This is a genomic window from Aeribacillus sp. FSL M8-0235 (assembly GCF_038000355.1).
GTDB lineage: Bacteria > Bacillota > Bacilli > Bacillales > Aeribacillaceae > Aeribacillus > Aeribacillus composti.
The window spans coordinates 2831481-2846281 of sequence record NZ_JBBOBW010000001.1 but is presented as its reverse complement, the minus strand read 5'-3'; the positions used below and the strand labels follow the sequence as shown (position 1 = coordinate 2846281).

Annotated in this window: 11 protein-coding genes; all 11 read left to right on the top strand. The window is 38.5% G+C overall.

From position 1 onward, the window contains the following. Positions 1–122: 122 nt before the first annotated feature. The 11 genes from pfkA to polA all read left to right on the top strand — a co-directional run bounded on the left by pfkA (position 123) and on the right by polA (position 14796). On the top strand, positions 123–1082 hold the full coding sequence (pfkA, locus tag NSQ71_RS13945; protein ID WP_063387397.1) for a 6-phosphofructokinase: 960 nt from the start codon (positions 123–125) through the stop codon (positions 1080–1082). A 49-nt stretch (positions 1083–1131) separates the two neighbouring features. Beyond that, on the top strand, positions 1132–2892 hold the full coding sequence (pyk, locus tag NSQ71_RS13940; RefSeq protein WP_340734112.1) for a pyruvate kinase: 1761 nt from the start codon (positions 1132–1134) through the stop codon (positions 2890–2892). Positions 2893–3028: 136 nt separating this feature from the next. After that, positions 3029–3418 carry an FxsA family protein gene (locus NSQ71_RS13935; RefSeq protein WP_327847828.1) on the top strand — a complete coding sequence of 130 codons (390 nt, stop codon included), beginning with the start codon at positions 3029–3031 and terminating at the stop codon, positions 3416–3418. A gap of 301 nt (positions 3419–3719) precedes the next feature. After that, positions 3720–4838: a citrate synthase gene (gene citZ / locus NSQ71_RS13930; RefSeq protein ID WP_063387400.1), complete on the top strand. Its 1119-nt coding sequence runs from the start codon at positions 3720–3722 to the stop codon at positions 4836–4838. A gap of 96 nt (positions 4839–4934) precedes the next feature. After that, the gene (gene icd / locus NSQ71_RS13925; RefSeq protein WP_066247811.1) at positions 4935–6206 is read left to right on the top strand and encodes an NADP-dependent isocitrate dehydrogenase; all 1272 of its coding nucleotides are present in this window, start codon (positions 4935–4937) and stop codon (positions 6204–6206) included. 96 nt (positions 6207–6302) lie between these two features. Then, positions 6303–7241: a malate dehydrogenase gene (mdh, locus tag NSQ71_RS13920; protein ID WP_063387488.1), complete on the top strand. Its 939-nt coding sequence runs from the start codon at positions 6303–6305 to the stop codon at positions 7239–7241. A 243-nt stretch (positions 7242–7484) separates the two neighbouring features. After that, positions 7485–8207 carry a response regulator transcription factor gene (locus NSQ71_RS13915; protein ID WP_063387489.1) on the top strand — a complete coding sequence of 241 codons (723 nt, stop codon included), beginning with the start codon at positions 7485–7487 and terminating at the stop codon, positions 8205–8207. Then, the gene (pnpS, locus tag NSQ71_RS13910) at positions 8200–9960 is read left to right on the top strand and encodes a two-component system histidine kinase PnpS (RefSeq protein ID WP_339197028.1); all 1761 of its coding nucleotides are present in this window, start codon (positions 8200–8202) and stop codon (positions 9958–9960) included. The genes NSQ71_RS13915 and pnpS overlap by 8 nt, the downstream gene beginning before the upstream one ends. Positions 9961–10164: 204 nt before the next feature. Further along, positions 10165–11175, top strand: a complete 1011-nt coding sequence (gene hflK, locus NSQ71_RS13905; RefSeq protein ID WP_066247808.1) for an FtsH protease activity modulator HflK — start codon at positions 10165–10167, stop codon at positions 11173–11175. After that, a complete protein-coding gene (gene hflC / locus NSQ71_RS13900) occupies positions 11162–12076 on the top strand; it encodes a protease modulator HflC (RefSeq protein WP_339197026.1) in 915 nt (304 codons plus the stop codon). Before hflK ends, hflC begins: the two co-directional genes overlap by 14 nt. A gap of 89 nt (positions 12077–12165) precedes the next feature. Continuing rightward, on the top strand, positions 12166–14796 hold the full coding sequence (gene polA, locus NSQ71_RS13895; RefSeq protein ID WP_340734111.1) for a DNA polymerase I: 2631 nt from the start codon (positions 12166–12168) through the stop codon (positions 14794–14796). The last annotated feature ends 5 nt before the right edge of the window (positions 14797–14801 follow it).

Here is a 14801-nt window from a genome sequence, read left to right as displayed (position 1 = left end):
TCTTTTTGTGTATAATAATAAAGAATTTAACTATTCTAAGCTTACTATGCTCAACGATTATCAGATAATATGATCATTATTTTATGTAAGCTTTGTTTGAGCAGTCCAAGAGAGGTGAAATTATGAAAAAAATCGGCGTTTTAACGAGCGGCGGCGATTCTCCTGGTATGAACGCTGCAATTCGTGCCGTTGTCCGCAAAGGAATTTTTCATGGATTAGAAGTTTATGGAATTTATAATGGTTACTCAGGTCTTATTTCGGGAAAAATTCAAAAGCTTGAACTTGGTTCAGTAGGTGACATCATTCATCGCGGTGGAACGATGCTCTATACGGCACGGTGCGAAGAATTTAAAACAATCGAAGGACAAAAAAAAGGAATTGAACAATTGAAGAAATTCGGGATTGAAGGTCTTGTCGTTATTGGCGGAAACGGCTCCTACATGGGCGCAAAAAAGTTGACTGAACATGGATATCCATGCGTTGGGGTGCCGGGCACCATCGACAATGACATACCTGGAACTGACTATACGATCGGTTTTGATACAGCACTTAATACGGTGATACAAGCAATTGATAAAATTCGTGATACAGCTACCTCCCATGAGCGTACATACGTAATAGAAGTAATGGGTCGGGATGCCGGTGACATTGCTTTATGGTCCGGGCTTGCCGGAGGTGCGGAAACCATTTTAATTCCGGAAGCAGATTTCAAAATAGAGGAAATCATCGATCGATTAAAACGAGGTCATGAAAGAGGGAAAAAACATAGTATTATTATTGTCGCTGAAGGTGTGGGAAGCGGCGTCGAAATAGGCCAAAAGATCAAAGAGATGACAAACTTTGAAACGCGTGTTTCTGTATTAGGCCACATTCAACGCGGCGGATCGCCTACCGCATTTGATAGAGTATTGGCAAGCAGACTAGGCGCTTATGCGGTGGAACTGCTTCTTAATGGTAAAGGCGGACGATGTGTAGGCATCCAAAATAATCAGCTTGTGGATCATGACATTTTAGAAATTTTGGATCAGCCTCATACGGTTGATAAGTCAATGTACAAGCTTTCAAAAGAACTTTCTATATAAAGTATGAACATGGGATCGTTTTCATAATGTTTAGGAGGTATGCCAATTTATGCGAAAAACGAAAATTGTTTGTACAATAGGTCCTGCAAGCGAGAGCATCGAAATGTTGGAAAAACTAATTAAGGCCGGCATGAATGTGGCTCGGCTCAATTTTTCGCATGGAGATCATGAGGAGCATAAAGCGAGAATTCAAAACATTCGGGAGGCAGCGAAGCGCTTGGGCAAAAGTGTTGCAATATTATTGGACACAAAAGGCCCTGAGATTCGAACGCATACAATGGAAAACGGGGAGATACAATTAGAAGCAGGATCCCGCCTTCTTATTTCAATGGAAGAGGTTGTCGGCACGAAAGAAAAAATTTCGGTTACATATAAAGGATTAATCAATGATGTGTCCGTTGGTTCTAAAATATTGCTTGATGACGGATTAATTGGTTTAGAAGTTACAAAGATTGATAAAGAAAAACAGGAAATTGAAACGAAGGTATTAAACAGCGGAATTTTGAAAAATAAAAAAGGAGTCAATGTTCCTGGAGTTAGTGTCAATCTTCCTGGAATTACGGAGAAAGATGCAAAAGATATTTTGTTTGGCATTGAGCAGGGAGTCGATTTTATCGCTGCATCATTTGTTCGCCGCGCTTCCGATGTATTGGAAATTCGTCAACTGCTGGAGGAGCACCAAGCTGACGATATTCAAATTATCCCGAAAATAGAAAATCAAGAAGGCGTTGACAATATTGATCAAATTTTGGAAGTTTCCGACGGGCTAATGGTTGCTCGAGGAGATTTAGGAGTAGAAATTCCCGCTGAAGATGTTCCGCTTGTCCAAAAAGAACTGATTCGCAAATGCAATCAATTAGGAAAACCTGTTATTACTGCTACTCAAATGCTTGATTCGATGCAGCGAAACCCAAGACCTACCCGGGCGGAAGCCAGCGATGTAGCAAACGCTATTTTTGATGGAACCGATGCAATTATGCTTTCAGGCGAGACAGCTGCCGGTTTATATCCGGTAGAAGCAGTGGAGACGATGCATAAAATTGCTTCCCGCGTTGAACAAGCTTTAGATTATCGCCAAGCCTTAACGAAACATACGAAAGTTGCTGATTCAACGATCACAAATGCAATTGGACAATCAGTAGCTTATACGGCGATAAATTTGGACGTTTCGGCCATTATCACGCCAACAGTCAGCGGCTATACGGCCAAAATGATTTCGAAATATCGGCCAAAAGCACCGATTATTGCAGTAACATCCAGCAGTAAAGTATGCCGTAAGCTTGCCCTTGTATGGGGTGTGCATCCAACAATAGGACAAATTGCTACAACAACAGATGAAATGCTTGACATAGCTGTGCGTGAATCTATAAACACTGGAATTATTACACATGGAGATCGAGTGATTATTACAGCCGGAGTACCTGTAGGAGAAACAGGTTCCACAAATCTGATGAAAGTCCATGTTGTTGGCGATGTTTTAGGAAAAGGTCAAGGGATTGGACGAGCATCGGCATTTGGAAAGGTTATCGTTGCAAAGAATAGTAAAGAAGCTGTTGAGAAAATGGTGAAAGGTTCAATTCTCGTTACGAATGGAACCGACAAATACATGATGGAAGCGATTGAAAAAGCAGCTGCACTTGTTACGGAAGAAGGCGGCTTAACGTGCCATGCGGCCGTAGTCGGTTTGAGCCTTGGCATTCCAGTCATTGTCGGGGTAGAAAATGCAACAGAAATTTTGAAGGATGGTATGGAAGTCACTGTGGATGCAATACAAGGGATGATATATAAAGGACATGCGAGCGTTCTATAATTTTGATTGAAAGGAGAAGGATTTCAGTTCCTTCTCTTTTTTTGTATAGTAAAGATTAAGAAACGAGCATTTTACATCTCCCTTTTGTATAGTAAAGAGTAGGGAACGGGTATTTTATATATGGAGGAGATAGCATATGCGAGCATTATTGATTTTTTTTATTGTTGCACCGGCTTGTGAAATAGGGGTTTTGCTTTTATCTGGAAAGACGATCGGGGTGCTTCCGACTGTGCTATTGATTATCTTAACAGGCTTTGTTGGGGCTTATTTGGCGAAAAAACAAGGAATTCAGGCTGTGCGAAATCTTCAAAAGGAAATTCAATATGGGCGCATTCCAAGCAATGCCATTTTGGATGCAATTGCTATTTTAGTCGGAGGAATCATGCTATTGACGCCGGGATTTATTTCGGATATCGTCGGTTTGTTTCTTTTATTTCCAATCACAAGAAATTGGATAAAACCTTTTCTTATTCAATTCATAAAAAAATGGATTGATAAACATACGATCCATATTATTCGGCCATAATTCAATAAAAGATTTATTATGCTGAAATAAGTAATTCTTATTCAATTCTATAAGATTTTTTTATTAAAAAAAAGAATTCCGTAAAAAATATCTTATTTATCTGATTCACAAAAGTCTGATAATTGTTTATAATAGAGGTGTATTTTTTAATTCATATGTTTGGTGATCATTTCACTGATAAAAAATATTTCACAAAAGAAATGAAAGCATTTTCTTTTTGTGAAAAAATGAAAGTTTTATGAATTTTGTTTATTTCTATTTGAATTGCAGTTGAAAATTTTTATGTAAAGGGGAGATAGCCATGACAGCAACGCGTGGACTAGAGGGCGTGGTAGCCACAACTTCATCAATAAGTTCTATTATTGATGATACATTGACATATGTTGGTTACAATATTGACGATTTAGCTCAAAACGCAAGCTTTGAAGAAGTTGTTTACCTGCTTTGGCATCGAAAGCTTCCGAATAAGGAGCAATTAGAGGAATTAAGAAAGCAGCTTGCTGAGAATGCGTCGATACCGAATGAAATATTAGAACATTTTAAAACTTATCCGATTGATAAAGTTCATCCGATGGCAGCTTTGAGAACAGCTGTATCTTTGCTTGGATTGTATGACGAAGAAGCGGACAACATGTCTGATGAGGCAAATTATCGAAAAGCAATTCGATTGCAGGCGAAAATTTCTACAATTGTCGCTGCTTTTGCCCGCATCCGCAAAGGATTGGAGCCTGTTCAACCGAGAACAGATTTAGGCTTTGCCGCTAATTTCTTATATATGTTAAAAGGTGAAGAACCTGATCAAACTTCCATTGAAGCCTTCAACAAAGCGCTCGTTCTTCATGCAGACCATGAATTGAATGCTTCGACATTTACTGCAAGAGTATGTGTGGCAACGCTTTCGGACATTTATTCCGGAATTACTGCGGCAATTGGAGCATTGAAAGGACCGTTGCATGGCGGTGCGAACGAACGCGTTATGCGAATGTTAACAGAAATTGGTGAACCTGAAAATGTAGAATCTTACATTCGCGAAAAATTAGCAAACAAAGAAAAAATTATGGGATTTGGTCATCGAGTTTATCGCAAAGGGGATCCTCGTGCCAAACATTTAAAAGAAATGTCCCGCAGACTAACAGAAATCACCGGTGAAACGAAATGGTATGAAATGTCAACTAAAATTGAGGAAATCGTAACATCTGAAAAATCTTTACCGCCGAATGTTGATTTTTATTCAGCGTCTGTATACCATTGCTTAGGTATTGATCATGATTTATTTACGCCGATTTTTGCAATAAGCCGCACATCTGGATGGTTAGCCCATATTTTAGAGCAATATGAAAACAATCGATTGATTCGTCCTCGTGCGGAATATACAGGACCAGAAAAACAAGTATTTATCCCTATCGAAAAGCGCAGCTAACAGGTAAAATAGAAAAGGGATTCCTTTTTCTTCCCTGTTAAGCATGGCCATGCTTTTATACACAAATAGAGAATACATATTTAGGAGGTAATGATTGTGGCAGAAGGTCAAAAAATTACAATGACAAATGGTACTTTAAACGTTCCAAATGATCCTATAATTCCGTTTATTGAAGGAGACGGCACTGGTCCTGATATTTGGAGAGCTGCGTCAAAAGTGCTGGAAGCAGCTGTAGAAAAAGCATACAATGGCGAAAAGAAAATCGTTTGGAAAGAAGTGCTTGCTGGTGAAAAAGCTTTTAAAGAGACTGGGGAATGGCTTCCTCAAGAAACGCTTGATGTGATACGCGAGTATATGATTGCGATCAAAGGTCCGTTAACAACTCCTGTAGGTGGAGGAATCCGTTCTTTAAACGTTGCTCTTCGCCAAGAGCTGGATTTATTTGTGTGCTTAAGACCTGTCCGTTATTTCAACGGAGTTCCTTCCCCTGTAAAACGTCCTCAAGATACAGACATGGTAATTTTCCGTGAAAATACCGAAGACATCTATGCTGGCATAGAGTATGCAAAAGGGACAGAAGAAGTAAAAAAAGTCATTGAATTTTTACAAAAAGAGCTGGGAGTAAACAAAATCCGTTTCCCTGAAACGTCCGGAATCGGCATTAAGCCTATTTCTGAAGAAGGAACGAAACGGCTTGTCCGGGCGGCCATTAACTATGCAATTGAACACGGAAGAAAATCTGTCACCCTTGTTCATAAAGGGAACATTATGAAATTTACAGAAGGCGCGTTTAAAAATTGGGGATATGAATTGGCTGAGCAAGAGTTTGGCGATAAAGTATTCACATGGGCTGAGTATGACCGCATTGTTGAAAAAGAAGGAAAAGAAGCGGCTAACAAAGCGCAAGAAGAAGCAGAAAAAGCTGGAAAAATTATAATTAAAGATGCAATTGCAGATATTTTCCTACAGCAAATTCTTACTCGTCCGCGCGAGTTTGATGTAGTAGCAACGATGAATTTAAATGGAGACTACATTTCGGATGCTTTGGCTGCACAAGTAGGCGGAATCGGTATTGCTCCAGGAGCAAACATTAACTACGAGACAGGGCATGCGATTTTTGAAGCAACACACGGTACAGCACCAAAATACGCCGGACTTGATAAAGTGAATCCATCTTCCGTAATTCTTTCTGGAGTGCTTATGCTCGAACATTTAGGCTGGAAAGAAGCAGCTGATTTAATCATTCAAGCAATGGAAAAAACGATCGCTTCAAAAGTTGTCACCTATGACTTTGCACGCCTCATGGACGGAGCTACGGAAGTAAAATGCTCTGAATTCGGCAATGAATTGATTAAAAACATGGGTTAAACAAAGAACTGAGAGCTGCTTCTTTACGAAGTAGCTCTCCATTTAGATTCATTTTTGAAAAAATCACTTACATAAAAGAGAGGATGGATGCTTGAAATGGCGATTAAAAGAAAGAAAATTTCTGTCATTGGTGCTGGATTTACTGGTGCGACAACAGCTTTTTTGCTGGCAAAAAAAGAGCTGGGAGATGTTGTGCTCGTTGACATTCCGCAAGCAGAGAATCCGACAAAAGGGAAAGCGTTAGACATGCTTGAATCAAGCCCTGTTCTTGGATTTGATGCGAACATTATCGGAACATCAAACTATGAGGAAACGGCTGATTCCGATATTGTTGTGATCACGGCAGGAATTGCAAGAAAACCTGGAATGAGTCGAGACGATTTAGTGCAGACCAACCAAAAAGTAATGAAAAGCGTCACAAAAGAAGTTGTAAAATATTCCCCAAATTCCATTATCATTGTGCTGACAAATCCGGTTGATGCAATGACTTACACTGTTTATAAAGAATCCGGATTTCCAAAACACCGCGTCATCGGTCAATCTGGAGTTTTAGATACCGCAAGATTCCGTACATTTGTTGCTCAAGAATTGAATTTATCAGTCAAAGACATTACAGGATTTGTGTTAGGCGGCCACGGAGATGATATGGTGCCATTAGTTCGCTATTCATACGCAGGGGGCATTCCGTTAGAAAAATTAATTCCGAAAGAGCGCTTGGATGCGATTGTTGAAAGAACTAGAAAAGGCGGGGGAGAAATTGTTAACCTGCTTGGAAACGGAAGCGCATACTACGCACCAGCCGCATCTCTTGTAGAAATGGTGGAAGCGATTGTTAAAGATCAGCGCCGCGTATTGCCTGCCATTGCATATTTAGAAGGAGAATACGGTTTTGAAGGTATTTATTTAGGCGTTCCAACAATTCTTGGAGGCAATGGCTTAGAGCAAATTATTGAGCTTGAACTGACGGATGAAGAAAAAGCAGCTTTGGAAAAATCTGCGGAATCTGTAAGAAATGTTATGAAAGCATTAATATAGTGCATGATAGAAAAAGGAGGACATGTTATGTTCCTCCTTTTTCTTATAAAAGAAAAAAGAGAGTTTGCATAGAAAATTCGTCCGCTTTTTCAATTTCCGCTTCAAAACCGCTCCATCATGTTTCTATCGATTCTTTAAAATCTTCTGAAAGCAGCTTTTCTTGTATTGGTTCTTTCTGCTTCGTGGACTATAATAATAATAAAGAATAATAAGAACAGTAGGAGAAAATTATTGGAGGATTTTATGAGTAAAAAAATATTAGTAGTGGATGATGAACAATCGATTGTCACTCTTCTTCAGTATAATCTTGAACAAGCAGGCTATGAAGTCATTACTGCTCAGGATGGAAGCGAAGGATTTGAAAAAGCAATTACAGATGCACCGGATTTAATTGTGCTTGATTTAATGCTCCCGAGTATAGATGGTATGGAAATTTGTAAACAGCTTAGACAGCGCAAAGTGATGACGCCCATTTTAATGCTTACGGCAAAAGATGATGAATTTGATAAGGTGCTTGGGCTTGAGTTAGGTGCGGACGATTACATGACAAAACCGTTCAGTCCAAGAGAAATTATCGCTCGGGTAAAAGCAATCCTGCGGCGTGTCAGATCAGAAGATGCTCACATGCATGTAAAAAAAGAAGCGGAAGAAAACAACATTATTATCGGTGATTTAAAAATTATGCCTGAACGATATGAAGCTTATTTTGAACAAGAAAGACTTGACTTTACACCGAAAGAGTTTGAACTGCTTCTTTATCTTGCGAAACATAAAGGCCGAGTTTTGACAAGGGATCAGTTATTAAGCGCTGTTTGGAATTATGATTTTGCCGGTGATACAAGAATAGTGGATGTTCATATCAGCCATTTAAGAGAAAAAATTGAACGGAATACGAAAAAGCCTGAATATATTAAAACGATCAGAGGTCTAGGCTACAAACTGGAGGATCCAAAGCTAAATGAGTAAGTTCCGTTCAAAACTGCTTCTTGCGTTTACAGCATTAATTATTACTGTTCTGCTTGGTTTTGGATTTATTTTAGGACAATTATTTCAATCGTTTTACTTCATCAATTATGAGAAGCAATTTAAAAAAGAAGCCGAGTTGATCAAGCTGGTCATTGAGAATGAAAAGATCGGTTCTACCGAAATGAAGCATAAAATGGAGGAAATGAGCGAAAAGTTAAACTCACTCCTTCTTTTTATGGATATGGACGGAAACATCGTTTTTAAAACAGGTCCTAGCTTTCATCAAAGCGACGAAAGGTTATCAGAACTGATCTTGACCAACCACCGAAATGCAAAGGAAGGATTTCGCCTAGGTCTCGATCAAGCTGATTTGTTATTTTACGGTATTCCCATCTTTCAACAAGATGAACGAAAGGGATTTTTAGTTTTCGGGACTTCCATCAAATATTTCGAAGCGATGAATAAAGAAATTTGGTTTTTCATTATAGGGAGTCTTATTGCGGCATTAACGATCATTTTAATTTTTGGCACCCGCATTATGAAGCAGTATACGAAACCGATCGAATCGGCGACAGAAGTGGCGATGGAGCTTGCAAAAGGAAATTACAAAGCGAGAACATATGAAAATTCATCAGGCGACGAAACGAGTATGTTGAGCAAATCCATCAACATTTTGGCACGCAACCTTCAAGACATGACAAGAACCCAGGAATTGCACCAGGAAAGGCTGCAAACATTGATTGAAAACATGGGAAGCGGTCTTCTTTTCATTGATGAACGTGGCTATATTAGCCTGATGAATAAAGCCTTTAAAGAAATTTTTCAAATTAATCAAGAGGATTATTTATATAAATCTTACCAAGAAGCGATCGCATATAAAGAAATTATTCAAATGGTCGAAGAAATTTTTTTGACGGAATCAAATATAAGAAAGCATATTATGCTTCCTGTTAACATCGAAAGAAAGCATTTTGAAGTTTACGGTGCTCCGATCATTGGAAAAAGTGAAGTATGGAAAGGCGTCGTTCTTGTTTTTCACGATATTACCGAATTGAAAAAGCTTGAACAAATACGAAAAGATTTTGTAGCAAATGTATCTCATGAATTAAAAACACCGATCACCTCCATCAAAGGGTTTTCTGAAACATTGCTGGATGGCGCCATGAAAGATGAACAAACATTGCACTTTTTTTTATCCATCATTTTAAAAGAAAGCGAACGAATGCAATCTTTAATTCAAGATTTATTAGATTTATCAAAAATCGAGCAGCAGGGCTTTCAGCTGGAGCTTAGAAAATGCAATGTAAACGAGTTTTTAAAAGAAATTCATCATTTGCTAGATAGAAAAGCGAAAGAAAAAAATATTGATTTTATATTGGATGTTCCAGACGAGCCTGTTTTTATTGAAGGCGATCCTCATCGGCTGAAGCAAATTTTTATAAACTTAGCCAGCAACGGAATTATGTATACGCCAGCTGGCGGAAAAGTGACCCTTTCTGTTAAGGCTGGACATGATGAAGTAGCCATTTCTGTTCAAGACACCGGAATTGGAATTAGAGAAGAGGAAATTCCTAGAATTTTTGAGCGTTTTTATAGAGTTGATAAAGCTAGAAGCAGAAACTCAGGTGGAACTGGTTTAGGGCTTGCGATCGTAAAACATTTAGTAGAAGCCCACCAAGCAAATTTGACAGTCAAAAGCACCGTTGGTGTTGGAACGACTTTTACTGTGACTTTTCAAAGATACAATGAATAGTTTAACATAAGATTTACATCCAATTTATGCTAAGTTAACATTTGATTGTTAAAATGGCATTCGAAAACCCCTTCATCCAAGGAGCCCATTTGCAGATGGAAACAATTACGTTTCCGTCTTTTTTTTATGGCTGCGTTTTTTAAATGAAACAAAATCGTACTTTTTTCGTATGAAATAATAAATAGAGAGAGATGGGGGGATATAATGGTAAGCATAAGAAGATTATTAACAATTATTGGATTTATTTTTCTGATCAGCATTCTCGGTCTTGCTGCGATTACTTCCTGGTATACTGTAGACGAGTCGGAACAAGCGGTTATTACTACATTTGGAAAAGTGGAAGAGGGTATAACTGAGCCTGGGCTTCATTTTAAATGGCCATGGCCGATTCAATCGGTAAAAAAACTATCCAAAGAAACATTCAGTTTACAATTTGGATATAAAGAAAAAGATGGAAAAGTTGAGTCTTTTCCAAAGGAAACAAAAATGATTACAGGCGATGAAAACATTGTGTTAGCAGATATGGTCGTTCAATGGAAAATAACGAATCCGGCAAAATATTTGTTCAATGCTGAAAATCCAAAGGAAATTTTGCGGGATGCAACATCTGCTTCGTTAAGAAGCATTATTGGAAGCACAAAAATTGACAATGCTTTAACGAGCGGAAAAGTGGAAATTGAAGCTCAAGTGCAAGAATTATTAAGCTCGTTGATGAAAAAGTATGATATTGGCATTTCAATCATTGCGGTCAAATTGCAGGATGTTGATTTGCCGAACGAAGAAGTTCGAAAGGCGTTTACAAACGTTACGGATGCAAGAGAAATGATGAATACGAAAATAAACGAAGCCAATAAATATAGGAATAAACGAACAAAAGAGGCAGAAGGAGAGCGCGATGCAATCATCTCCAAAGCTGAAGGGGACAGAGCGTCCAGAATTGAACAAGCGAAAGGGGAAGTCGCACTATTTAATTCTTTATACAATGAATACAAAAATTCGAAAGAAATCACAGAAAAACGTCTAATTTTAGAAACAATAGACAGCGTGCTGCCAAATGCGCAAATTTACATTATGAAGGATGATGGAAATACAATGAAGTATTTTCCTGTTCAGCCTATGCAGCAAGTGCTGCCTAATGATCAGCAAAGTCAGCAAAAAGCTGATCAATCGAGTGAGAACACGCAAAAAAGAGGTGAAAACAATGGACAAGAATGAAAAGAAAATTAATTTTGAATGGAAGAAATACATACGCCTAGGGTCTGTTATAGCCGGTTTATTTGCGTGTTTGCTATTTTTATTCAGCAACGTTTTTGTTGTGAAAGAAAATGAATATAAAGTCGTTCGTCAATTTGGCGAAGTTGTAAAAATTATAGAGAAGCCCGGCCTCCATTTAAAAATTCCTTTCATACAAACAGTTGAAAGTCTTCCAAAGCATCAATTAACGTATGATGTGGAGGAAGCGGAAATCAATACAAAGGATAAAAAACGAATATTAATTGACAACTATGCGGTTTGGAGAATCGAAGATCCGAAAGAAATGATCGCCAATGCAAGAACAGTTGTCAATGCAGAGGCAAAAATGTCGGAATTTATCTTTTCCACTGTGAGATCGCAGCTTGGAAAACTGAATTATGATGAAATTATTAATGATGAAAAGTCTTCCCGCGGGAGCCTCAATGACAAAATCACAAATATTGTTAATAACCTGCTTGAACAAAATCATTTCGGCATTAAGGTGGTTGATGTAAGAATTAAACGGACGGATTTGCCGGAAGCAAATGAAAAATCGGTATTTACTAGGATGATATCAGAGCGGGAATCAAAAGCCCAAGAATATTTATCGATGGGGGATGCAGAAAAAAATCGAATTGTTGCTGAAACGGACAGACAAGTAAAAGAAATGCTGGCAAAAGCTGAAGCTCAAGCTGAAACCATCCGCGGTCATGGAGAGGCGGAGGCGGCGAAGCTCTATAACCAGGCTTATTCAAAAGATCCTAAATTTTATGAATTATATAGAACACTTCAATCCTACAAGAAAACAATCGACGGTGAAACAGTCATCGTTCTCCCGTTCGATTCTCCATACGCCAAAATATTAATGGGAGAAACAGAATAAAATCGATAAGCCATGTTTTTTCTTCTGCTGAAAGTAATGGTAGAATAGAAGGAAGGCATGGCTTTTTTAGTTGAAGGAGGCTAGTAGTAGTGACAAAGAAGCTAGTTTTAATTGATGGAAACAGTATTGCTTACAGAGCGTTTTTCGCTTTGCCGCTTTTAAATAATGATAAGGGGATTTATACGAATGCAATTTACGGCTTTACAAATATGCTGTTAAAAGTACTGGAGGAAGAAAAACCGACACATATCCTTGTTGCATTTGATGCAGGGAAAACAACGTTCCGGCATAAAACTTTTAAAGAATATAAAGGAACTCGGCAAAAAACCCCGCCTGAATTGTCGGAGCAGCTACCATTTATACGGGATTTGCTTGATGCCTACAAAATTACAACATATGAGCTCGAAAATTATGAGGCTGATGATATTATTGGAACAGTTGCGAGACAAGCTGAGAAGCAAGATTTTGAAGTGAAAATTATTTCCGGAGATAAGGATTTAACACAGCTGGCAACTGAAAAAACGACCGTTTCCATCACGAAAAAAGGAATTACGGATGTTGAACCGAACACGCCTGAATCGATTCAAGAGAAGTATGGGCTAAGCCCGGCACAAATTATTGATTTGAAAGGATTGATGGGCGATCAATCAGATAATATCCCAGGTGTGCCCGGCGTTGGAGAGAAAACCGCGATTAAATTGCTGAAACAGTTTGAGACAGTCGAAAATATTTTAAATTCGATTGAAGAAGTAAATGGAAAAAAATTAAAGGAAAACTTACAAAACTATAAAGAGCAAGCATTAATGAGCAAACAGCTTGCGACAATTAATTGTGAAGCTCCTGTCGAAATAAAAATTCAAGACCTTGAGTATAAAGGCTATGACAAAGAAAAAGTAGTGAAAATTTTTAAGGAACTAGGCTTCCAATCGCTCCTAGACAAAATGGGAGAGCATGAGAATGAAGAAGCGGATGAAATGCCGACGATTAAGTTCGAAAAAGTTGAAAAGCTGTCAGACAAGGTTTTATCAGAGAAGGCAGCTCTTTTAGTGGAAATCATTGATGAAAATTATCATACTGGAGAAATCATCGGGTTTTCTATCGCAAACGAAAATGGATGTTTTTATATTCCAGCCGAAATTGCGCTACATTCAAAAGAGTTCATAGAATGGGTGAAGGATGAAACAAAGCGGAAAGTGGTGTATGATGCGAAAAAATCAATTGTGGCGCTGCGCTGGCGAAACATTGATTTAGCAGGTATTGAGTTTGATGTTCTCATTGCCTCATACATTTTAAACCCGTCTGAATCGATTGACGACATAGCCGAGCTTGCCAAGACAAAAAATAAACATTTAGTTCAAAAGGATGAAGTGATTTACGGAAAAGGCGCTAAACGTCATATCCCTGATGAAGACATTTTAGGCGAACATCTTGCCAGAAAAGCGTTAGCCATTTATGAGCTGGAAGAATTATTAATACAAGAATTAGAAGAAAATGAACAATTTCATTTATTCAGCGAATTGGAGCTTCCGCTGTCAGCCATTTTATCTGACATGGAAACAACAGGAGTAAAGATAGACGTCAACCGTCTGAAAGAAATGGGAAAAGAGCTTGATGAACAGCTGAAGCAATTAGAAAAGGATATTCATCGTCTAGCTGGAGTGTCATTTAACATTAATTCTCCGAAGCAGCTTGGGCCGATTTTATTTGAAAAGCTCAATCTACCGGTTTTGAAAAAGACCAAAACGGGGTATTCGACCTCTGCGGACGTTTTAGAAAAATTGAGAGGACAACACGAAATTGTGGAGAAAATTTTGCATTACCGGCAGCTCGGAAAGCTTCAATCGACGTATATTGAAGGGCTGCTGAAGGTTGTCCATCGTGATACGCATAAAATCCACACCCGATTTAATCAAGCATTAACGCAAACCGGAAGATTAAGCTCCACAGACCCGAATTTGCAAAACATTCCGATTCGCCTTGAGGAAGGCCGCAAAATTCGTCAAGCATTTATCCCTTCTGAAAAAGATTGGGTCATTTTTGCTGCGGACTATTCCCAGATTGAACTGCGAGTGCTTGCGCATATATCTGGAGATGAAAAATTGATTGAAGCGTTTCAACAAGATCTTGATATTCATACAAAAACGGCGATCGATGTGTTCCATGTCGAAGAAGATAAAGTGACCTCCAACATGAGAAGACAGGCAAAAGCAGTTAATTTCGGGATTGTTTACGGAATCAGCGATTACGGATTGTCGCAAAACTTAGGAATTACCCGAAAAGAAGCTGGTGAATTTATTAAAAAATATTTTGAAATTTATAAAGGTGTTAAAGAATATATGGATGGCATAATCCAAGAGGCGAAGCAAAAAGGCTATGTAACGACACTAATGCAGCGTCGGAGATATATTCCGGAAATTACGAGCAGAAATTTCAATATCAGAAGCTTTGCCGAGCGAACAGCCATGAATACTCCGATTCAAGGAAGTGCAGCGGATATTATCAAAAAAGCGATGATCGATATGGCGCAAGAAATTGAAAAACGAAATTTGCAAACGAGGCTGCTGCTTCAAGTTCATGACGAATTGGTGTTTGAAGCGCCAAAGGATGAAATTGAAATTTTAGAAAAGCTTGTTCCGGAAGTAATGGAAAATGCCATTCAGCTAAAAGTGCCGTTAAAGGTTGATTATTCTTACGGTTCTACGTGGTATGAAGCGAAATAATTTGA

What these genes read in the sequence shown, in the direction of transcription:
- pfkA (WP_063387397.1), top strand. Translation starts at nt 123, where the DNA reads ATGAAAAAAATCGGCGTTTTAACGAGCGGCGGCGATTCTCCTGGTATG.
- pyk (WP_340734112.1), top strand. Translation starts at nt 1,132, where the DNA reads ATGCGAAAAACGAAAATTGTTTGTACAATAGGTCCTGCAAGCGAGAGC.
- NSQ71_RS13935 (WP_327847828.1), top strand. Translation starts at nt 3,029, where the DNA reads ATGCGAGCATTATTGATTTTTTTTATTGTTGCACCGGCTTGTGAAATA.
- citZ (WP_063387400.1), top strand. Translation starts at nt 3,720, where the DNA reads ATGACAGCAACGCGTGGACTAGAGGGCGTGGTAGCCACAACTTCATCA.
- mdh (WP_063387488.1), top strand. Translation starts at nt 6,303, where the DNA reads ATGGCGATTAAAAGAAAGAAAATTTCTGTCATTGGTGCTGGATTTACT.
- NSQ71_RS13915 (WP_063387489.1), top strand. Translation starts at nt 7,485, where the DNA reads ATGAGTAAAAAAATATTAGTAGTGGATGATGAACAATCGATTGTCACT.
- pnpS (WP_339197028.1), top strand. Translation starts at nt 8,200, where the DNA reads ATGAGTAAGTTCCGTTCAAAACTGCTTCTTGCGTTTACAGCATTAATT.
- hflK (WP_066247808.1), top strand. Translation starts at nt 10,165, where the DNA reads ATGGTAAGCATAAGAAGATTATTAACAATTATTGGATTTATTTTTCTG.
- hflC (WP_339197026.1), top strand. Translation starts at nt 11,162, where the DNA reads ATGGACAAGAATGAAAAGAAAATTAATTTTGAATGGAAGAAATACATA.